Below are 22719 nucleotides of genomic sequence, written 5' to 3'. Positions count from 1 at the left end.
GAATTAAATCAAATTCTTACATCTAAACGACATTTAACGTTTTTTAGTCGACGAATCAGTTATTTTTTAGACAAAAGAAGTATAATATTCCTAAAAAATCAATTAGCCTTAGTACAAAATTTAAAATAGATAGTATAAATTTGCAGCATCTTAAATAATTTGTTTTGAAGCTCTTTCATTCTATAAACGATTTCCATTCGACCAAGAAAACAATTTTAACTCTTGGTACTTTTGATGGCGTACATATTGGACATAAAAAAATTCTGGAAAGAATTACTCAAAACACGGAAAATGGAAAATACGAAAGTCTGGTACTTACCTTTTTTCCGCATCCGAGAATGGTTTTGCAAGAGAAATCAGAAATAAAACTTCTTAATACTATTTCTGAAAAAACTAAATTATTAGAAGCAACAGGAATTGAAAATTTAGTTATACATCCTTTCAATGAAAGTTTTTCGAGATTAACGGCCGAAGAATTTGTGAGCAGCATTTTAGTCGATCAGTTTCACATACAAAAAATAATTATTGGACATGATCACCGTTTTGGAAGAAACAGAACGGCTAATATTGATAATTTAATTGCTTTTGGAATCGAATATGGTTTTGAAGTGGAACAAATTTCTGCCGAAGAAATTCAGGATGTTTCTGTAAGTTCTACTAAAATCAGAAAAGCTTTGACCGAAGGAAATATGGCTTTGGCCAATGAATATCTGGGTTACGATTATTTCCTAAGCGGCGAAATTGTAAAAGGTAAACAATTAGGAAGAACAATAGGTTTTCCTACAGCAAACATTCAAATTGAAGAAGAATACAAATTAATTCCAAAAAATGGAGTTTATGTTGTAAAAGCTATTATTGATGATTTGGAAGTTTTCGGAATGATGAATATTGGATTCAATCCAACTGTAAATGGACAAAAACAAACCATCGAAGTAAATCTTTTTGACTTTGATACTGATATTTATGGCAAAAAAATCGAAGTGTCGTTACTGCAATATCTTCGTGAAGAACAAAAGTTCGGTTCAATTGATTTACTGAAAGCTCAATTAAATCAGGACAAACAAGATGCTTTGGATTTTGTGAGTAAGCTTCAATAATTATATTTCAATTGATATACAAAAATATATAGTCCCTACGGGACAAAAATACATATTTGAAAATTATATTCTACCGATATAAAATCTCTACGAGATATGCTTTTAGGATTTAATATCTATAACAGATCTTACTTCTATCAATAATAAACCTTCGAAATATACTCCGTTAGGAGTTAAATATCGGTAGAAAAAAATACCGCTCTTGCATGAATGTCCTGTAAGGACTTCACCTATTTCAAGACATTATTGCTGACACATAACATTTTATCAATTTTCGATCATCGTAGTTGTTTTTTTTAGTAAATTTGATATAGAACTCTGTTTCTCAAACATTTACTATTAACTTCTTTAAAAATAACCACTATGAAATTACCTAAAGAAATAACAAACGGTTTTTTGATATTCCTCGGAATTGGCCTTTATTTTTTATTGATGAATGTATTAGGTCTGGCAGATTTGTTTTACCTGCGTACGCTTAACGTATTTTTTATATTTTATGGTGTAAACAAAACAATGCAGATGAACCTGCAAGAAGGTGAAACAAGTTTTGTGTCAAATGCTGTCTCGGCAATGGCAACTTCTGTAGTTGGTGTGGCCTTAAGTGTTTTTGGTTTATTGGTTTACAGTTATGCACGCGGCGGTGACGCTTATGTAGAAACTTTATCAAAAACTTTTATGTTTGGAGGCAACCCTTCTGTACCAACTTATTGCATTTGTTTGCTTTTTGAAGGACTGGCTTCTTCAGTAATTGTTACTTTAATGACGATGCTGTATTGGAACAATAAATATGCAGCCGATTAATTATTCAGAATAAAAACAATCATTTAGGCACTCAAAAATCATAAAAAACTACATTTATATGATTTTTGAGTGCCTCTTTTTTAAAAATACCTGACAAATATTCAATTACAACAATCAGTGTTGTTGGTTACTACAATTTAATTACTTTTAAACTTCAAAAAAACAAATTGTATCCATGAGCATAACAAAACACAATTGGACAAAAGAGGAAATAATTGCAATCTATAATAAACCACTAATGGATTTGCTTTATGAAGCGGCAACAATTCATAGACAAAAACACGATCCAAACGTCGTTCAGGTTTCTACTTTATTATCAATAAAAACAGGTGGATGTCCTGAAGATTGTGGTTATTGCCCCCAAGCTGCGAGGTATAATACCGGAGTTGAAGGAAATGACCTGATGACGGTAAGTCATGTAAAAGCCCAGGCATTAAGAGCTAAAGCAAGCGGATCTTCTCGTGTTTGTATGGGAGCTGCCTGGAGAAATGTAAAAGATGGTGAAGAGTTTGATCAGGTTCTCGAAATGGTACGCACTATCAATAAAATTGATATGGAAGTCTGCTGTACTCTTGGAATGCTTACTGAAAATCAGGCTCAGCGTTTGGCTGAGGCAGGTTTATATGCTTACAATCATAACTTAGATACTTCTGAGGAATATTATAAAGATGTGATTTCAACCCGTGGTTTTGAAGATCGTTTACAAACAATCGAAAATGTTCGTAAAACCAATGTTACAGTTTGCAGTGGTGGAATTATCGGTATGGGAGAAAGTATCGAAGACAGAGCAGGAATGCTTGTAGCGCTTTCGACTTTAAACCCGCAGCCGGAATCTGTTCCAATTAATGCATTAGTTGCTGTTGAAGGAACTCCAATGGAAGAAGAAAAACCGGTTGAAATCTGGGAAATGATTCGTATGGTTGCAACAACCAGAATTGTAATGCCTGAAACTCAGGTTCGTTTGTCAGCAGGAAGAACCAATATGACCCGAGAAGGTCAGGCGATGTGCTTTTTTGCAGGTGCAAATTCAATATTTGCCGGTGATAAACTATTGACTACTCCAAATCCTGATGTTAACGAAGACATGAAGATGTTTGAAATGTTAGGATTGGTTCCGCAAAAGCCTTTTATAAAAGTTTCACAGCCAAAAACAGTGGAAGCTGCTGATTCTCAATTTGCTTCATTAGGAGAAAAACCAAAATGGTCAAGACCCGGACATACTATTGAAAGAAACGTTGAAGCTTCGATAAAATCAAAAATTTAAGTAAAAGAGTTCAAAAATCTCGATAAATATTTTTAAATTGCTTATGACACGGAGTTATAAGCAATTTTTTTATTTATAAAATGAAATTAAAACAAATAGAACGGGTTAAAAAAATCTCCAAAGAAGATTTTATTTCCCAATATGTAAAAAAACAGATTCCAGTTGTTGTTGAAGAACTGACCGAAGACTGGCCAGCTTATCAAAAATGGAAACTGTCTTATATGAATGAAATCGCAGGTGATCTCACTGTACCTTTATATGATGACCGGCCTGTAAATCATGAAGAAGGATTTAATGAAGCTCACATGACAATGAAAATGAGCGATTATATCAATCTTTTGGAATCAAAACCAACCAATTACCGCATTTTTCTTTATAATTTAATGAAAGAAGTGCCAAGGCTTAAAGATGACTTTTTATGGCCTGACATAGGATTAAAGTTAGTCAAACAGCTGCCGATGTTATTTTTTGGAGGTGAAAACGCAAGAGTGTTTATGCATTATGATATTGATTATTCAAATATTCTTCATTTTCATTTTCATGGAGAAAAACAATGTATGATTTTTCCGCCGGACCAGTCAAAATATATGTACAAGGTTCCGCACGCTTTGATTTCAAGAGAAGATATTGATTTTGACAATCCGGATTATGAAAAATTTCCCGCGCTTAAAAATGCAGAAGGTTATATTACCAATCTTAAACATGGAGAAATGTTATATATGCCAGAAGGATATTGGCATTATATGAAATATTTGACACCGGGATTTTCGATGAGTTTACGCTCTTTTCCTAAAAATATTGTCAACTTATCAAAAGCAGCATATAATGTTTTAATTATGCGATATTTTGATATTATGATGCGAAAGTTTAAAGGTCAAAAATGGATTGATTACAAAAACGAAAAAGCAATTCAGAACACACACCAAAATTTAAGAAAAAGTGCATAACAAATAAAAAACCGGCTGCAGGATTAATTCTTCAGCCGGTTTTTTATTTATGATCCCATTTATAAATTAATGGAAAGTTATTTTCTTTGTTGTCGTTTTTCCATTATCCAAAGTTATTTTTACAATCAAAACCTGATTTCCCGACTGAAGATTTGAAATCTGGAATTCAGTATTTTCAATTTTCTTATTGTTGTAAATTAGTTTTCCTGCAATATCATAAATAGAAACTTCTTTTATAAAATCTGTTGCCGAATTGAGTTTTATATTTTTATTTTTTACAGAAACTAAAACAGCATTTGGGTGATTTTCAAAATCATCAACCCCTAATGAGTTCGAAGCATATTTCAAAATAAACCGGTCTAAAAAGGTTCCTATTGAAGTTGTAAACTTATAATCGCCTTGCTGTAGATTATGTGTTGTATTCGTTACTTTATCTTCTATATAAATTGCATGTTTTAGTAAATCACCATCTGCATGATCAATTGCGATCGAAAATTCTCCTTCAATAGCTGATCTATAGCCCAGCGGAACGACATCTGTACTTGTAAAAGGCAAAGCGCGTCCCTGAACAGTTAGTTTTCTTCCTTCATTGATGCTGTAAAAATCTAAATAAATGTTTCCGTTTATAGTAACGCCATCGTAATTGTTGTCCCAACTGTTAGTAGCGCCTTCGATATAACCAATCAATAATTGTTTGAAAGCTCCTTGAGTATTTGTCATATTAAGCCAGACTCTGTGTTTTTCAACGTTTGCTTTATTGGTTTCTGCAGTCTTAAAAAACTGACTATTATTACCTGAAATACGCATAGCATTAGTAAAAACTGCATTTGTAGTATTTTTTGCTTTTACAAAGAATGCCTGACCTGCTGCTATATATCCTAAAGGAGGATTTTGATTTCCCGGAGTTCCAGCTCCCTGACCAGTAAGGTTTCCAATGTTTGTACTTCCTGTTAAATTATAGATCGCATAATCATCACTATTATAATTATAATGAGCATCGCCGGGAACCGAAGTAGTTGGCGGAGAATTATGTGTCCAAAAATATAATGTACCGTATAAGTTAGCCGAATTATCAAAAATAAACTGATCTGCATATATTGCTGATGGATATGGATTTCCTAATAAATGAGCTTTTTCAGCTGCAAGCAAAGGAACAGTAATTGTTCCGTTATTTGGAACTCCTTCCAAAAATGAACTATATATTGATGCAGAATTTATATCATGATCCTGAGGTGCTCTTACGATATAACCATATCCTGGCATCATTTCCTGTGTTCCATTATAATTTATTGCCCATCCGGTATTTGGATTATAAGTATAATATTTATCTGAAAGTGTATTAGGTGATAAGTCATGTAATGTAAAAGCAGGTGTACGCACAATTTGAGATGACCAATAGGTAAAATCATATCTTCGAACAGGCGTTGTATTTCGTTTATATACTATGTTACCCGTGTTTACAACATTATTAACCTGCAAAAGACTCGCATTGTTTTCGAATGTTAATAGTCCTCCATTATTGCTTACAGAATTTGTGATGGTTAATGTGTTGTTTGAACTTACAGTTACATTTGCACCGGGATCAACAATACAGGAACAACCACTTAAATCACCTGTTGTAGTATAATTTCCTGTAAATCTTATAGCATCTGTAACAATAGGCGGACTTCCCTTAGACCAGCTTGTTCCGTCCCAAATATTGGTTACTGGTGCTTTAATTTCAAGATTAATAGTAGGCAGAGAAGGACAAATATTTAAATCGTGTATTGTGAAAGTATAATTTCCTGGAGCCAAATTTGTTATCGTGTATGTTGTTCCTGAAGAAGTATACGTTTGTGAAACTGTTCCGTTTTGTGTAATCGTCCAATTTGGTGATGCCAGCAAACCGCTCAACTGTACACTTCCTGTAGGATTTACACAAGTTGGCTGTGTAATAACCGCAAATATAGGTGTAGATGGCTTTGGTTCAACATCAATTCTTGTTTCTATGGCAAATTCTTCCGGACAGGTTCCATTTTTAACAACCGCTCTGTAGCTTGTACTTGTAGTCAATATTCCTGGCTGATAAGTATTGGATGTATTAGCAAAAGGCTGCCAAACATATGGTATAGATTCAGCAACTTCCCATCTTACGATTGTTCCGGTATAATCGGTCAATGTTAATAACGGACTTGGATCTCCGGCGCAAATATGTGTACCGCCATGAACAGCTCCGCGCTCAGTCTTGGTTACTGTTGTCGTATTACTGGCACTTGTATTTGAAATACATCCTGTAGAAGTATAACCTACTGTCACTGTTTTATTACCAATCGTCAGCCATTGTATTGTTACAGAATTACTAGCTGCGGATATTCCTCCTGAAGTAATAATATAGTCGGTATTAAGAACTCCCGGAACATTCCAAACATAATTAGATTGTCCAGCTTGTGTTGTATAGGTAACATCTGTATTCACACAAACTGAAGCAGCCGGCTGTGTTGTAAACGTTGGTACCGGAATTGGGTTAATAGTTATAGTGGCAGAACCGCCTGTAAAACCAGTACTGCGAATACAGCTATTCGCTCCCGTAACCGAAACTAATGTATAAACTGTAGTCGTCGTGACTGGTGTGGTAAATGTTGCAAAAGGTGTCCCGCTTACTACACCTGATGCCGTGCGATCGGCCCCGCCATTTTCTTTATAAACAATAGTGTAAGGCCCTGTTCCGGATGTTGCTGTAAAAGTCAACTGCCCTGAACCTGTGGCACAAAACGGACCATTGGCTGTTAAACTTCCCTGTGGTAATGGATTTACTGTTATCGTGGCTGTACCGCCTGTAAATCCGGTACTGCGAACACAGCTATTCGCTCCCGTAACCGAAACTAATGTATAAACGGTTGTAGCAGTTACTGGTGTAGTAAATGTATTAAACGGAGTTCCGCTTACAACTCCGGTTGCTGTTTGATCTGCTCCGCCGTTTTCTTTATAAACCACAGTATAAGGTCCTGTTCCTGCCGATGCGGTAAAAGTCAATTGCCCCGAACCAGTTGCACAAAATGGACCGTTGGCGGTTAAACTTCCCTGTGGTAATGGGTTTACGGCTATCGTCGCTGAACTTCCTGTAAAACCAGAACTTCGAACACAAGAATTCGCTCCGGTAACCGAAACTAAAGTATACGTTGTCGTTGATGTAACCGGACTAGTAAAAGTATTAAATGGCGTTCCGCTCACAACTCCCACAGCAGTTCGGTCTGCTCCGCCGTTTTCTTTATAAACCACAGTATAAGGTCCTGTTCCTGCTGTTGCTGTAAAAGTCAATTGTCCAGAACCTGTTACGCAAAACGAACCATTGGCTGTTAAACTTCCTTGTGGTAAAGGATTTATTGTTATCGTGGCCGAACCACCTGTAAATCCGGTACTGCGAACACAGCTATTCGTTCCGGTAACCGAAACTAATGTATAAACTGTAGTCGTCGTGACTGGTGTCGTAAATGTATTAAATGGAGTTCCGCTTAGGACTCCTGTTGCTGTTTGATCTACTCCGCCATTTTCTTTGTAAACTATAGTGTAAGGTCCTGTTCCTGCTGTTGCTGTAAAAGTCAACTGCCCTGAACCTGTGGTACAAAACGGACCATTGGCTGTTAAACTTCCTTGTGGTAAAGGATTTATGGTTATTGTTGCTGAACTTCCTGTAAAGCCAGTACTACGACTGCAAGTATTAGCTCCTGTTACAGAAACCAAGGTATAAACTGTTGTAGTTGTAACTGTAGATGTAAACGGTGCAAACGGAGTTCCGCTTACGACTCCTGTTGCTGTTTGGTTTGCTCCGCCATTTTCCTTATACACAACAGTATAAGGTCCTGTTCCGGCAGTTGCTGTGAAAGTTAATTGTCCAGAACCTGTTACGCAAAATGGGCCGTTGGCTGTTAAACTTCCCTGAGGCAATGGATTTACTGTAACAGTTGTTGCGACTGAACTTGCCGCAGTACAAACCCCATTTTGAACTATTGCTCTAAATTGTGTTGTTTCTGTAAGTGGTCCTGAAGTATATGTATTTGTAGTATTTACAATATCTGTCCATGTTGAAAAAGGACTTATTGAATATTGCCATTTTTGAATTGTACCTGTTTGTCCTGATAAAGATAAAGCAGCACTTGTTGCACCGGCACAAATTGTTGTTCCTCCGCTAACAGTTCCGCCCACAGATGGAGAAAAAATGGTAACTGTTGTAACATTTGAAGCAGATATATTTGAAGAGCAAGCTCCTGATGTTAAATTAGTAACTGTAATATTACTAGTCCCAACTGTGTTTAAACCTACGGCTGTAAAAGTTCCTGTTCCAGCTGTAGTAACTGTCATTACTGCAGTTAGACCTGTTGCACTTGGGCTGCTTCGATTATAAGTTACTGTATAAGTCCCTGTTGGTAGAGACGCTGCAGATGAAGTTAAAGTAACCGTTGAGGTCGTTCCTAAATTACTGCAGACATTTGTTGCAGAAATTCCTGTAATGCTGTAAGCAGGACAGGTATAAATTACAATTACCTGACCATTTGCACCCGATCCTCCAGATTGGGCTGCAGCAAGAGCAGAACTCATTGCTCCACTACCTCCTCCTCCTGGCGCAGAACCATTATTCCCTACTGAAGATGCAAGAACTACACTTGATATAGATGCTCCTCCGGTTCCTCCACCCGGTGATGCCCCATTACCTCCTTTTCCTGAAGTTAACAAAACTGCAGCTAACACCGTTCCTCCCACTCCGCCATTTTCTCCGGCAGCTTTTGTAGTACCAAAAGAAGCTGCTGTCGAACCGCCAGCTCCTCCTGCAGGCGAACCGCCGGCATTATTAGCCAATCCTCCGGCTCCACCGGCAGCATTTATTACACTCTCATAACCTGTAATTGTAGAATTTCCCCCATTTCCCCCGTTATTTATTGTTCCTGTTACCTGAGCTCCAACAACTACGTTTAATGTATTGCTTGCAACCACATTAATATTGCTTCTGGCATAAGCTCCGCCACCGCCGCCGCCGCCGCTTCTTCCTTCTAATAATGCAGAACCACTGGCCCCTCCACCTGCACCTCCGGCACCCCATGCTTGTACATCCATTACAGTTACACCCGCAGGGACGACAATTGTACCATTACTTGTAAGCGTATGCGTTTGCTGTGCCCACAATGAAAAACAAATAAATGAAAATAAGATTGAGAGTCGAATTTTTCTCGATGAAACATTCTCTTGGTATTCATTGGATAAAGAAAAACAACGAATAAAAAATTTAGGTAAGATTAGAAAGATTGGTAATTTTTTTTTCATCGCACTTATTTTTTAATTAAAAGAAATGGTTAGTAATCAGAGAATATCTGATTTAATTTTAATTTCTAAATACCTTAAAAAATAACATAGACTCCAGAAACAATCTGAAGGAAAAAATATCATAATGTTGTTTTTTTTAGTGGTATTTAAACAAGCATTCAATATTATTGGCAGATAAAATAACAGCGGCATTTTTGTTTAAGGAGATTCAAAAATGCATATAAACGGCTTTTATGTTATGTTTGTCGAACGACTACTATAACAAGGTACGATTTTTTTTACAGCAAATACAACTGTTTTAAGTTAAAAATTCACACTTTAACACTTTTATACTGACAATTTAAAAATTGTATAGAGTTATGTTAAATTCCCAAACCATTGATTTAAAAATATTTACATATTAAAACTTTCAAGCAATAAAAATCCGCTCACATTTTTTATATGAGCGGATTTTTATTTTTAAAATTTTATCTAAAAAATAACTTTTTGTGCGGCAGAAGAATCATCTTCTAAAGTTATTTTTAGTAATAATATTTGATGCGAGGCTGTTAGGTTTGATATGATAAATTCGGGTGTGTTTAGTTTTGTTTTTTCCAAAAGAAGCTTTCCGTTAATATCATAAACCAAAACATTCTTCAGGTTTTGCTTTGTTGATTTTACAGTGATTATTTTATTTTTTGATGAAATCAAAATTTCTTCTTTGATTTTCAGAAAATCATCTACAGTTAAGTTTTTATTCGAAAAATGAAGCACAAACCTATCGGTAAATGTTCCTATTTCAGAATTAAAATTATAATCTTTAGATGTGAGATCGGAAATATTGTTTAGCAATTTATCTTCTAAATAAATTGTTTGATTTATCAAATCCCCATCGGTATGATCTACTGAAATTGTAAAACTATCAGCAATTACGGTTTTATACCCTAAAATAATTTGATCAGAATCCTGAAAAGGTAAAGCTCTTCCTTGGATTGCTAATTTTCTGCTATCATTAATACTATAAAAATCAACATATTGGTTTCCGTTAAAAATTTCGGCATCATAATTTAAATCATAAGAATTTGTAGCTCCATTAAGATATCCTATTAAAATTTGTTTAAATGCACCTTTGTCATTTTTTAAATTCAACCATAAACGATGTTTTTCGACTTTATCTAAAAACGTTTTGTTTTCTTTTTGATGAGGTTTATAAAAGATATTATTTGGATTAGATATTCGCATGCTTCCGTCGAATTCTAAAGTCCCAACTTGATTGCTTTTAATAAAAAATCCCTGTCCGGAAGCTATTTTACCATCTGGAATTGTTTCGTTTATTCCGTTGGATATTGCTTTTGTACCCACTCCGCCAACTAAATTATAAACTGCATAATCATCAGATGTATATTGGCTATTTGTTAATGGCGTATTGTGTGTCCAAAAATAAAGTGCTCCTTTAGTTTTAAATTCATTTTTAATGAGAAAAGCATCTGCATCGATTGCAGACGGATATGGATTTCCAATCAAATGTGGTCTGTTTGGAGCTTCTAAATTAATTTCGATTTTTCCGTTATTTGGAATCCCTGTAAAAGTTGTTTCGTAAACTGATCTGTCAGCAGCAGAAAATTCCTGAGGTGCTCTTACAGCATATCCTTTTCCCTGAATCATATTGGTTTGAGGATCTTCTATTATCCAACCATTATTAATAGAATTGTATGAAAGATATTTATCAGATAATGTATTTGGCGAAAGGTTAAATAGAGTTTGATTTTGTACAGGAGAAGACCAATAGGTATAATCGAATTTTAAAACCGGTTTTGTTTTCCTTTTTACCTGAATACCTCCTGTGTTTACAATATCATCATCGTATTGATATAAACTTGCCGAGTCTTCTAAAATTAAAGTTCCTAAACCTGTATATGAAAATTCAATTCCTAAGGTGTTTCCGCTTAAAAGCGTTACTTTTTTTCCTTCATCAATTGTGCAGCTGCAAACATTCGAGGAAATTAAATTTGGAAAACTTTCTTTGAAAAAGGTTTCTTTTCCTCCGGAAGGATAGCCGTTTGACCATGAAAGTCCATTCCACGTTGTCGATTCCAAGCAGAGTTTTAAACGGCAGATTCTGTGTTTAGAAATTCCTGAAACGGAATTAAAATTTCCGCCTATCAAAAGTTTATGATCTGCTGTAATGCTTAATGCGAAAAGTTTATTGTTGAGGCCTGCATCAAAAGAGGGATCATAATCTCCTGTTTTTAACAACCTGATTAATCTTAAAGATGTTTTGTTTTTATATGTTCCAGAAAAACTTCCTCCCACTAAAAGACGATCATCGGGCTGAACTAAAATAGAACGAACTTCTCCTTTATTAAACCCAATTCCAGAGTCAAAACCTGTATCTAAACTTCCATCTGAATTTAATCGAAGTATTCTCTTTTGTGAGACTTTATTATAGGTTAGAAAAGAGCCTCCTACAATTATTTTTCCGTCTGACTGTAAGGCTAGTGAGTAGACATTTTTATCGAATCCTTCTTTGATATTAAAACTTGTATCGATACTTCCGTCAGTATTTAAACGAACTAAATGCAGAAAATCACGTCCGTTAAAAGTTGTAAATCGCCCTCCTACTAAAATTTTTCCATCGGGCTGAATCAGCATTTCTTCTATGGCAGCTTCAGTTCCAGTACCCGGATTAAAACTTAAATCTCTTGATCCGTCTGGCATAAGTCTCACAATTCTTATTACAGAAGAGTCATTATTAAAGCGGGTAAAGCTTCCTGCAATTATAATTTTACCATCAGATTGTAATACCATCGAATTAATTTGACCGTTAAATCCTGAACCTGCATTAAAGGTATTGTCTATCGATCCGTCTGGAAAAATTCGAACAATACGATTATACAACTGTTCATTATAAGAAGTAAAGTTCCCGCCTAAAATCATTTTGCCGTCTGATTGCAAAACTGCTGTTTTGATTATGTTATTTGCTGATTTTCCTCCTGAATTAAATTCATTATCAAAAGAACCATCTTCTAAAAGTCTGGCAATTCTAAAAGCCGGGTTATCATTAAATTTTGTAAAACTGCCAAATACCATTGCTTTTTTGTTCTGCAAAGCAATGATTTTAAAAACCGAATTATCAAAGCCAATTCCGGATGCTAAATAACCTGTATCTGCTTCTCCTTCAAAATTAACTTTTGCCAGTCTTCCTTGATTTTGGCCATCAAAAACCGAAAATGTTCCTCCTATAAACCATGATCCTTCTGCATCATTAGCAAGAGCCCAAACGGTCGCTGCCGGGCCTGCATCTAAATCAAAATTAGTTTTAGGAGTTCCGTCTGGATTTAAAAAAATGAGTCTAGGAGCATCAGATCCTTCATATTTACCTGTAAAAGATCCGCCTATCATTATATTTCCTGAGCTATCTGTTTTAATAACCTGAACTACATTATTACTAAAGCCTGATCCTAGAAAACTGAAATCTCGTGTACCGTCAGGATTTAAACGCACAATTCTATTCGCCGTAACTTCATTATAAGATGTAAAACTTCCGCCTAAAAGTATCTTACCATCCGGCTGTATTTCTATGGCATTTACATTATTATCAAAACCGGTTCCTGTATTAAAACTTGAATCTACACTTCCATCAGCGTTTAAACGGATGATTCTTTTTGAAGGAATATTGTTGAATAATTCAAAATTTCCGGTAAGCAGGATTTTATCATCAGGTAAAACCTTAACATTTGTAATGCTGACTGAAGCTCCTGTTCCAATTAAAAAAGAAGAATCTAAAGAGCCGTTTGGCAAAAGGCGGGCAATTCTGTTTATGGTTGTATTGTTGTATTTAGTAATAGTTCCGACAATAATAATTTTACCGTCAGATTGTAAAGCAATGTCATGGATTATCCCTGTTTGAGCTCCTATCGAAGTGTTGAAAGTGAGATCTTGTGTACCGTCATGATTTAAGCGAATGATTCGGCCTGCGTTTGTTCCGTTGTAACTGGTAAAGCTTCCTCCTACTAATATTTTTCCATCTGGCTGCACATTAGAAGAGTAAACGTTACCTACAAAACCTGTTCCTGTATTAAAACTTTCGTCTATCGTTCCGTCGGGCAGCAAACGGGTTAAATGCGGGCAGGGAATTCCGTTTAAGCTTGTATAATCACCTCCTACGATGAGATTATTATCAGGTTGTAAAAACAGGGTTCGAACAATACTGTTAAACCCATCGCCTTTTTGTCCATCATCGATAGTATTGAATGTGATATCTACTTTTCCCTGCTGGGCAAATAGCGCCTGATTATAAAAAGAAACCAGAAAAGTTAATGTGTAGAGTAATTTTTTTATCAAAGTTGAAAAAATATCTGTTAATTATTTTGTAAGAATTAACCGAAATTAAAAAGCCTGATTAGAAATCACAATACCCACTTTTGGTGATTTTTGATGCAATAAAAAAATCCATTTGCCTTTACAGACAAATGGATTTTTATGTTTTTATCAAATCATTTTTTATTTAATAATGATTTTTCTTGTAGTAGTAAAATTATTTTCGAGCGTAACTTTTACTAATAAAACCTGATTAGAAGACTGCAGATTTGAGATTGATAATTCTAAAGCTCCAACTTTCTTTTTATTGTACAAAAGCTTTCCGGTAATATCATATATGTTTACTTCTTTAATGTTTTCTTTTGAAGAAGTTACTTTTACGATTTTATCTTTTACAGAAACCAAAAGACCGTCTTTTACATTTTCTAAATCTCCTGTTCCTAAAGTTTTGTTTGCGTAACGAAGATTAAAACGATCGGTAAAAGTTCCTATTTCGGTAGTAAATTTATAATCTCCGGCTTTTAAATCGTGAATAACATTATTTACTTTATCTTCTAAATATACTTTTTGACCGTCAAACAATCCGTCTGTATGATCTATTGCGATTATAAATTCTCCTGCTGCGGTTGTTTTATATCCCAACGGAATCACGTCTTCTTCCTCAAAAGGAATGGCACGCCCCTGAACGGTTAATTTTTTAGCATCATTGATACTGTAAAAATCTACGAAAGTATTTCCGTTAAGAGTGGCCGCATCATAGTTTTGGTCGAAGCTGTTTGTTGCACCTTCAATATAACCAATCAAAGCTTGTTTGTATGCTCCTTCGGCATTAGAGAAATTCAGCCATAAACGGTTTTTCTCGATATTAGTTTGAGTAGTTTTAAAGAACTGACTGTTGTTTCCGGCAACTCTCATACTGTTTGTGAAAACAATATTATTTCCTGTGCTCGCTTTAAAGAAGAAAGCCTGACCTGCAGCAATTTTTCCTAAGTGAGTAGCTGCACCACTGGCAGTTCCTGTACTTCCTGTTAAAGTATATACGGCATAGTCATTCGTAGTATAATTGTATTTAGCATCTCCAACTACACTTCCGTTTGGAGGTGAATTGTGTGTCCAGAAATATAATGCACCAACTCCGGTATTATTGATAAGGATATCTGCATCGATTGCTGATGGATATGGATTTCCAATTAAATTCCATTTTGTGGCAACTGGAGTAAAAGAGATATCTCCGTTGTTTGGAACTCCGGTAAAAGTTGCTGAATAAACGGATGATGTTACCAAATCAAATCCCTGTGGTGCTCTTACAATATATCCTTTTCCAGGTGCCATAGGTAAAGTTCCGTTGTAATTTATTACCCATCCTGTGTTAGAATCATAACTGTAATATTTATCAGCCAGTGTTGTTGGTGATAAATCATGTAGTGTGTAAGATGGGGTTGCTGTTACTGGTGTAGACCAATATGTAAAATCCATACGACGAACCGGCTGTGTATCTCTCTTATAAACGATATTTCCGCTGTTGGCCACATTATTGATCTGAACCAAACTGGCATTATTATCAAAAGTTAATGAACCTCCGGAATTTACCGTTACTGCATTTGTGATTGTTAATGTTCGACCAGACGGAACTGTTATATTCACACCATTATTTATGGTACACGAACAAAGATTTAAGTCTGAAGTTATTGCAAACGCTCCCGAAAAAACAGCTCTTTTTGTAGCTGTTGGAGTTCCGTTTGACCAAGCTGTTCCGTTCCATGTTGTTGAAGACTGATCCGTAATTGCTGCAGATAGACTCGATGGCGATTTACAGCCTGTACTATTAGTTACTCTAAACGTATAAGTATTTGCTGTTAATCCGGAAATAGTGGTACTTGTTCCAGAACCTGTATAGGTTACTGATCCGGGAGTTCTTTCAATTGTCCACGTTCCAGATGCTGGAAGATTATTTAATACAACACTTCCTGCAGCTGTACATGAAACGTCAGATATTGTACCAATAGCTGGTGGTGCTAATAAATCAATAGATGTTGAAATGTTGTCTGTATAGGTATGTCCCGAAATATCTTCAACAATATTTAATGAAGGATCTGTACCGCTAACTTTAGCTGAATTAATGACTCTCCCTAAATTTACATCCGCAGCTGTAATTGTATAAGTACCTGTTAAAGTTGCTGTTGCGCCTGCTGCCAAACTGGCAATTGGATTTCCGGTTATCGTTACACCCGGCATTGGGTCGGTTACCCGAATATCGGTAATAGGAACTTCTCCTGTATTTTTTACATTGAAAGTATAATTAATGACATCTCCAACTTTTCCGCATGATGGCATTGAAGCTGTTTTAATAAGACTTAATTCTGCAATTTTTAATGAGTTGGTATTAAAAGCTATAAATGCACAATCTGAACTCCCTGAAAAGGTTACAACAAATCGGTCAACCTGAGCTGCATTTGCAGATGTAATTCCAAACTGACTGGTTTCTATTGCGAGCATTCTTATATCTCTTGTTGATGCAGCAGGAAATCCAATAGTTCCGTCCATTTTAAATAAATCAAGACTATAAGTACCTATTGGCGTTACGGCATCAAATTTTATAGATAATTCAGTTCCGACAGTATTTCCAGATGCATCAATAAATTTAAAAGTATCTGGTGTTCCGCCAGGATCTGCAACCTGTGTTACGATTAAATCAGGAACTCCATCACCAATACCGGCAAGATTCAGGTTATTGGTACCCACTTTAAATTCAGCTGTACCAGCTTTAATATTAGCGACACCTGTACCTATTGATAAACCGCTTGAACCATCTGTTAATCTTGATGCAAGTTCGGCACCACTAGCAGTTGAACCCGCTAATGCAGGAACTAAAGTTGCCGTGCCCGCAGATCCATCTATCATAGAACCTTGTAAAAAATATGAGCTTGATGTTGAACCAAGCGACTGAATTTTTAAAGCTCTAAATTTTTGTGCACTAAATGCAACAGAGTGTGAAGTAAGTACTGCATTATCAACTCCTGTTGAATACGTTGTACCATTCCAGGCAAAAGCTAATAAGTTATTTTCTCTGTCAGGGCGATTACCAACTCCAGTAGTTGAATTTGAAGTCCAATATCCATTCCAATCGGTATAAATTCTTGATACTGCTGTAAGCTGAGCCGACATTTTTAAGGAAATCAAAAAGAATACAAATACTATTCTTTTCAATAAAGAACGGGTAAACAAAAGTAATTTTTGGGGCATACAATTTGTGTTTTGGTTTGATTTGGCTATTTGTTAATTATTTATTGCAATGTGGGTTTAAAATCTTTAAATATGTTTTATTTCTAATTTCGCACTGTGATTACATGGAAAAATCCGGCAGCTTTCGCTGTCGGATTTTTATTATATTTTATTTTAATTAATTGAAAATAACTTTCCTCGTTGTTGTCGAGTCATTTTCAAGGGCAACTTTTACAAGTAATACCTGATTAGCAGACTGCAGATTTGAGATTAACAATTCTGTTGTTCCTATTTTATTTTTACTATATAAAAGCCTGCCTGAAATATCATATACATTGACTTCTTTAATGTTTTCCTTTGATGCTGTTACTTTGATCACTTTATCTTTTACAGAAACTAAAAGTCCGTCCTTTACATTTTCAAAATCTCCTGTTCCTAATGTTTTATTAGTATATTTTAATTGGAAACGATCTGTAAAAGTTCCTATTTCTGTTTTGAACTTATAATCACCTGCTTTTAAATCAAAAACTGTATTGGTCGTTTTATCTTCAAGATAAATCTTTTGATCGTTTAATAATCCATCTGTGTGATCGATAGAGATTGTAAATTCTCCTGCAACTGCTGTTTTGTATCCAAGCGGAATTACATCAGTATCTTCAAATGGAACAGCACGTCCCTGAACGGTCAATTTCTTAGCATCGTTAATACTATAAAAATCTACATAGGTATTTCCGTTAAGAGTTGCCGCATCATAATTTTGGTCGAAGCTGTTTGTTGCACCTTCAATATAACCAATTAAGGCTTGTTTGAAAGCTCCTTCCCCATTTGCAAAATTCAACCACAAACGGTTTGCTGCAACAGTTTCTGACGTTTTAAAGAATTGACTATTGTTTCCTGCAATTCTCATACTATTGGTAAAAACAATATTATTTCCAGTTGTCGCTTTGAAGAAAAACCCTTGTCCAGATGCAATTTTTCCTGAATGAACCGCAGCGCCATTTGCCGTAACTACACTTCCTGTTAAAGTGTAAACAGCATAATCTGAAGTTGTGTAGTTATATTTTGCATCACCAGCAACAGTTCCGCTTGGAGGTGTATTGTGTGTCCAGAAATATAATGCTCCAACTCCTGTATTGTTAATCAATGTGTTTGCATCAATAGCTGATGGATATGGATTTCCAATTAAATTCCATTTTGTAGCTACTGGTGTAACCGTAATATTACCATTATTTGGGACTCCAACGAAAGATGCATGATATATAGCTGTGTTATTAATATCAAATTCCTGAGGAGCTCTTACAATATATCCTTGTCCAGGAGTCATTACCAAGGTTCCGTTATAATTTATTGTCCATCCTGTAGTTGGGTTATAACTATAGTATTTGTCTGCCAATGTTGTTGGGGATAAAGCATGAAGCGTTACCCCAGGAGTTGCTGATACCGGCGTTGACCAATAAGTAAAATCGTAACGACGAATTAATTGAGTATCTCTTTGGATTTCAAATGAGTTTGATGCTCCTTGATAGGCATTTGCACTCGTGCTGTTTTGCAATAACGAACCTCCATTTTTAATCAAAAGTTTACCTCCTGCACCTACAGTTGTAGTTTCGTCTACGGTTAAAGTTCTATTTGCCGGTACTGTTAATGTAACACCCGGACTAATAGTACATGAACAAACCTGTAAATCTGAATTTAAGGTTGTATTTGTATTTACAGTAATTGCTGAACCACTAGCAGGAGTTGATGACCCATCATAAATTGTTGGTACTGCAATAAGATTTAAAGCCATTTTTGCATCTCCGGCATCTTCTCTTAATCGAACTTCTATTTTTGAATTTTTATTTAATGTGTAAATCTGTCCTGATTTTACTAAAACTGGCGCTCCAATATTTTGACCCGCAGTGTACTCAAGAACTTCATTTACATAAATTCTCATATCGTCATCGCAGTTTACAACCTGAATTTGATAATTCCCACAAGGAAATCCCTGACGTTTATGAGTTGTTGTAAAATAATCAACAGGCATTGGTGCACCTTGCCATGTGGTTACGGCCGAAGGTGATTTGTCTGCTGCCCATGCAGTTGTTGTATTAATATTTAAATTCGAATCAACATAAGTTCCTGCATAAGCGGTTTGAGTTAAGTCGAAATTGTTTTTTGTAAAACCATAAACATTCCAAACATTATCTCCATATGGAAGATTGACATTATCTCCTTTTATTAAACCAAATGAGAAGGTAGTACGCGCTGAACCGGCATTTTCATAGTATTCTAAAACAAAATCATGAGAACCCGCTGTTAATGTATATAAAGTTGCGTCTAAAATATAACTATGATCATTCCATCTTGTTAAGACTAAAGTTCCGTCAATATACAATCTTGCACCATCATCTCCACCAATAGAAATATTATAAGTTCCAGCCGCAGTTGTTGTTCTCATTTTGTAGCGAACAAAAAAGTTATCAGTCGGAGGAGTTCCGCATATGTTTGTTGTAGCTCCACTAACGGCTCCTGCTCCAACATTTCGATCAAAATTTATTGACTCCGTTACATTACCAATATAAACATTTGTTGAAGATGCCGGTGAAGCTGCCAATGCAGGATTTGGAGTAGTTGTATTCCATTTGTAAACATAACCAATCCATGAATCTACACCAAAAGTTGTTTGATCTCCCTGCTGACAAATAATAATTTCATCTGCTCCCATATCTGGTGCTGTTGTGCTTCTTGTTTCACTGTCAATATCTGTAGTAAAACCAGTTATTGGAGTACCTTTTGCATGTATTCCGGAGTTTGTTGTATTTTGAACTAAGTGAAAATCTGTAGTTGAAATAAATTTTGGCTCAACTACAATAGAATTTTGTTCCTTACCAGTTGCAGTCTGCCAAGCTGCCAATGTTGTAGAATCTGCATTATCCTGAATTCTTGAATTAAAGAATGATGCATATTTTGCTACGTAATGATCATTATAACTTAAAGTACCAAATACTGAAGCTGCAACTCTTGTAAAAATTGCATATTGTGTTCCAGATGTCTGGCTATTGTAAAATATATTATTTCGAACATCTAATGCTGAGCCTCCGTTTACAAACAAACAAGAAGATCTTCCACCTGCTCCAGATGCATCCATCGAAACAGTATTGAAATAAACTTTGTTAGAAGCTCCGCTGTTTATATAGATACCGTGGCCTTTGTAACTAAAATTAGAATTATTATCATTAGTATTACTACTACGAACATTATTGATGAAATTGTTGTAAATAATATTATTACCACTATCAACATAAATTCCTGCACAGTAAGTCATACCGTTTCCTGTTACGTCATACACATCACTAACTTTATTGCTAAAGATATTTCCATTACTGGCTCCATAAACTGAAATACCTGCATGGTGAGTAGTAGTATTTTGGCCAGAATCTGCTTTGTAAACTCCGGTAATTGTATTTTGTGAAACTTCGTAATCTTTAGCATTATTTAATCTGATACCAACATGCGGTTTGTTTGTATTTGTAGTACCGCCAATTGTATTGCTTTGAATCTTCCAGCCAGTTGACAGCGAACTTGCAAGTCCATTTAAATATACTGCTTGTCCTACTCCGGTAAAAGTATTGTTACTTATAATATTTGATGAGTTTGCTGTTTCTGCCGCACTTGAAGCACTGCTTGTTCCTCCACCAAAAACACCAATTGAGAAATCATAAGTACCTCTTGCGTATTGTTGTAAAATTACATTTCTAATTTCGTTGCCATTTGCACCATTTGTAGTATTCTGGCTCGCAATCCAAATAACTGCCCTGTCATTATTAGATTGGTTGTTATTGTAAATAGTCAAGTTTTTTGTCGTTCCGTTTGTGGTATTACTTCCATCAAAAACAACATTATCAACTCCGTTTAGCTTAAAAACAGCTTCTGTATTTTTCGCAGTATTACTAGATTCGATAACTACATTCCTATTCGTATTTGGCTTAAAAGTTACTTTATAAGTTGTATTTGCCGTATACGGAGTAATAACAAGAGGAAAAATCTCTCCAGAAGAAACGTTGTATGCTGTATTATCAAGTAAAAATGTTACAGCCGCAGAAACACCAACATTGTTAAGTGTATTTACAGCAGAGGTAAGTGTATTGAAATCAGAAGCAGCAACACTTCCTACGATATAAGTTCCCGCCAAAGGCCCCATTAATTTACCTGTAAACTTTAATGTGTTAGGTAAAATCTGCCATTTTATATTATTATAATCATTCCCTTTTGTGTAAAGACGAACAATTAATCTTTGATTAGAATTTAAAGATTCATTGATTTTAATGCTCTTCGAAGGGTTTCCTGAAATAGATTCTTCGGCAACTAAATTCGTCGCCGTATTGAAAAATTGATCCGTAGAAGGAACACTTCCGTTTTGAGAAATATAATATTTTGCAATGTAAGTAGAGGGGCCCGGTGTTCCGCCGTTTGGAATACTTGCCTGCTGGAAAACTAAATTTGATATCCAGATCACATTGTTTGTAGTAGGTGCAATCGAAACTTCAATATAGCGATAGTGTACAAACCCAGAATTATTCCATCCCGTAACTAATGCTCCTGTACTTCCGTAGGAGATAGGGTTTTGGTCTGATGTAAAAGTGCCGGATTGAACATAACTTTGTTTGGTTGTAATATTGCCATCTGATGTTAAAGCCCAGGAAGCTAAATCAACATTTTGTGCAATTCCAAAAAAGGGTAAAAACAAAAATAAAAGTAGAGTTCTCATCATGTTAAATGTTTTCTATCAGATTGTTATGCTGGCATAATAACATTACACCCGCGCAAATATAGATACATCTACGTGTTTGATTTTGAGAAGGTTTTTAGAATGGGCATATTCTCGATAAAACGATAAAATACTCGATGAAATGCATAGTAAAAATAAGGAATTTATGGAATTTCTTATAAAACAAGCTTGTTAAAAATAAGAAAAATCCGTAATATGATCTGATTTTAGATTGTGTTTTTGGGGAAATAATCGAAAAAACGTCTTGTTTTGTAAAAAATCCTCAGAAAAGCAATATTTTACGACTGATGGTTATTTTTTATTCCGTAAGAAATTTAAAGTAGTTTTTAATACTTTTCAGAAATTTTGAAACGATTAAAAAATAAGATTTTAAATACAATTTATGAGCTGGAATCTTGCTCTAATTCTTTTACTTTTTCATAAACTAAATTACTTTCATAACCTCTTCGAAGAAGATAATCGCAAAACCTTTTTCTCTTTTTTAACGTATCTATTTCTAATATCGAATCCCAGCATTTTTGTGAAAGATTTTCAAAAGTTTCAAAATATTCTTCTGGAGAAATTTCCTTTAAAGCGAGATTGATATTTGTTGAAGAAATATTTCTGAGTTTAAGTTCATTTGTGATTCTAATTTTGCCCCAATGTTTGATTCTGTGTTTACCTCTCGCAAAGCTGCAGGCAAAACGAGTTTCATTCAAAAAATTATTTTCAATTAATTGAACGACAATAGAATCTATTTCATCAGAAGTCATTTTTAAGCTGTAAAGTTTAGAAACTACTTCGTCATGACAGCGTTCCTGATAGGCACAATAACGTTCTAATTTCTGTAAAGCTTCTTTTGGAGTACAAAACGAATTCATGAGTTTTTTCTTTCTTTTTAACTATTAATGGTAAAAATAATCATTTAAATGTTAATTTATTACTTGTTTATTCCTTATTTCACAAAAGACTTTTAAAAATCACTTGTGTATATCAGGATTTATAATAATTTTGTGAGTAAAATCTGTTTGTTAAACTGCCCTG

General features: G+C 35.1%; 9 protein-coding genes. 4 read left to right on the top strand and 5 right to left on the bottom strand.

What is annotated here, in order from left to right:
- The first annotated feature begins 164 nt into the window (after nucleotides 1–164).
- The 4 genes from BUC29_RS09110 (at nucleotide 165) to BUC29_RS09095 (ending at nucleotide 4109) form a co-directional block, all read left to right on the top strand.
- Nucleotides 165–1097 (top strand): bifunctional riboflavin kinase/FAD synthetase, encoded by a 933-nt coding sequence (locus BUC29_RS09110; protein WP_073415490.1) that lies wholly within the window; start codon nucleotides 165–167, stop codon nucleotides 1095–1097.
- A gap of 363 nt (nucleotides 1098–1460) precedes the next feature.
- Nucleotides 1461–1898 (top strand): hypothetical protein, encoded by a 438-nt coding sequence (locus tag BUC29_RS09105; RefSeq protein WP_073415488.1) that lies wholly within the window; start codon nucleotides 1461–1463, stop codon nucleotides 1896–1898.
- 175 nt (nucleotides 1899–2073) lie between these two features.
- On the top strand, nucleotides 2074–3162 hold the full coding sequence (bioB, locus tag BUC29_RS09100; RefSeq protein ID WP_073415486.1) for a biotin synthase BioB: 1089 nt from the start codon (nucleotides 2074–2076) through the stop codon (nucleotides 3160–3162).
- Between the two features lie 80 nt (nucleotides 3163–3242).
- The gene (locus tag BUC29_RS09095) at nucleotides 3243–4109 is read left to right on the top strand and encodes a cupin-like domain-containing protein (RefSeq protein WP_208610044.1); all 867 of its coding nucleotides are present in this window, start codon (nucleotides 3243–3245) and stop codon (nucleotides 4107–4109) included.
- Nucleotides 4110–4175: 66 nt separating this feature from the next.
- Here BUC29_RS09095 and BUC29_RS21180 read toward each other — a convergent pair whose 3' ends face one another.
- The 5 genes from BUC29_RS21180 to BUC29_RS09065 all read right to left on the bottom strand — a co-directional run bounded on the left by BUC29_RS21180 (nucleotide 4176) and on the right by BUC29_RS09065 (nucleotide 22556).
- Nucleotides 4176–9266 (bottom strand): T9SS sorting signal type C domain-containing protein, encoded by a 5091-nt coding sequence (locus BUC29_RS21180; RefSeq protein ID WP_084538612.1) that lies wholly within the window; start codon nucleotides 9264–9266, stop codon nucleotides 4176–4178.
- 609 nt (nucleotides 9267–9875) lie between these two features.
- Nucleotides 9876–13727 (bottom strand): T9SS sorting signal type C domain-containing protein, encoded by a 3852-nt coding sequence (locus BUC29_RS09085; RefSeq protein ID WP_073415482.1) that lies wholly within the window; start codon nucleotides 13725–13727, stop codon nucleotides 9876–9878.
- A gap of 159 nt (nucleotides 13728–13886) precedes the next feature.
- A complete protein-coding gene (locus BUC29_RS21175; RefSeq protein ID WP_084538611.1) occupies nucleotides 13887–16946 on the bottom strand; it encodes a DUF7507 domain-containing protein in 3060 nt (1019 codons plus the stop codon).
- A 157-nt stretch (nucleotides 16947–17103) separates the two neighbouring features.
- On the bottom strand, nucleotides 17104–21678 hold the full coding sequence (locus tag BUC29_RS09070) for a T9SS sorting signal type C domain-containing protein (protein WP_084538610.1): 4575 nt from the start codon (nucleotides 21676–21678) through the stop codon (nucleotides 17104–17106).
- 398 nt (nucleotides 21679–22076) lie between these two features.
- Complete coding sequence (locus BUC29_RS09065) at nucleotides 22077–22556, bottom strand: regulatory protein RecX (RefSeq protein WP_073415478.1); 480 nt, start codon at nucleotides 22554–22556, stop codon at nucleotides 22077–22079.
- Nucleotides 22557–22719: the final 163 nt, after the last annotated feature.

This window comes from Flavobacterium defluvii, from assembly GCF_900129555.1.
Taxonomy (GTDB): domain Bacteria; phylum Bacteroidota; class Bacteroidia; order Flavobacteriales; family Flavobacteriaceae; genus Flavobacterium; species Flavobacterium defluvii.
The sequence above is the reverse complement of the archived record's forward strand: the minus strand, read 5'-3'. Positions and strand labels throughout refer to the sequence as shown.

What these genes read in the sequence shown, in the direction of transcription:
- bioB (WP_073415486.1), top strand. Translation starts at nt 2,074, where the DNA reads ATGAGCATAACAAAACACAATTGGACAAAAGAGGAAATAATTGCAATC.
- BUC29_RS09095 (WP_208610044.1), top strand. Translation starts at nt 3,243, where the DNA reads ATGAAATTAAAACAAATAGAACGGGTTAAAAAAATCTCCAAAGAAGAT.
- BUC29_RS09070 (WP_084538610.1), bottom strand. Translation starts at nt 21,678, where the DNA reads ATGATGAGAACTCTACTTTTATTTTTGTTTTTACCCTTTTTTGGAATT.
- BUC29_RS09065 (WP_073415478.1), bottom strand. Translation starts at nt 22,556, where the DNA reads ATGAATTCGTTTTGTACTCCAAAAGAAGCTTTACAGAAATTAGAACGT.
- BUC29_RS21175 (WP_084538611.1), bottom strand. Translation starts at nt 16,946, where the DNA reads ATGCCCCAAAAATTACTTTTGTTTACCCGTTCTTTATTGAAAAGAATA.
- BUC29_RS09105 (WP_073415488.1), top strand. Translation starts at nt 1,461, where the DNA reads ATGAAATTACCTAAAGAAATAACAAACGGTTTTTTGATATTCCTCGGA.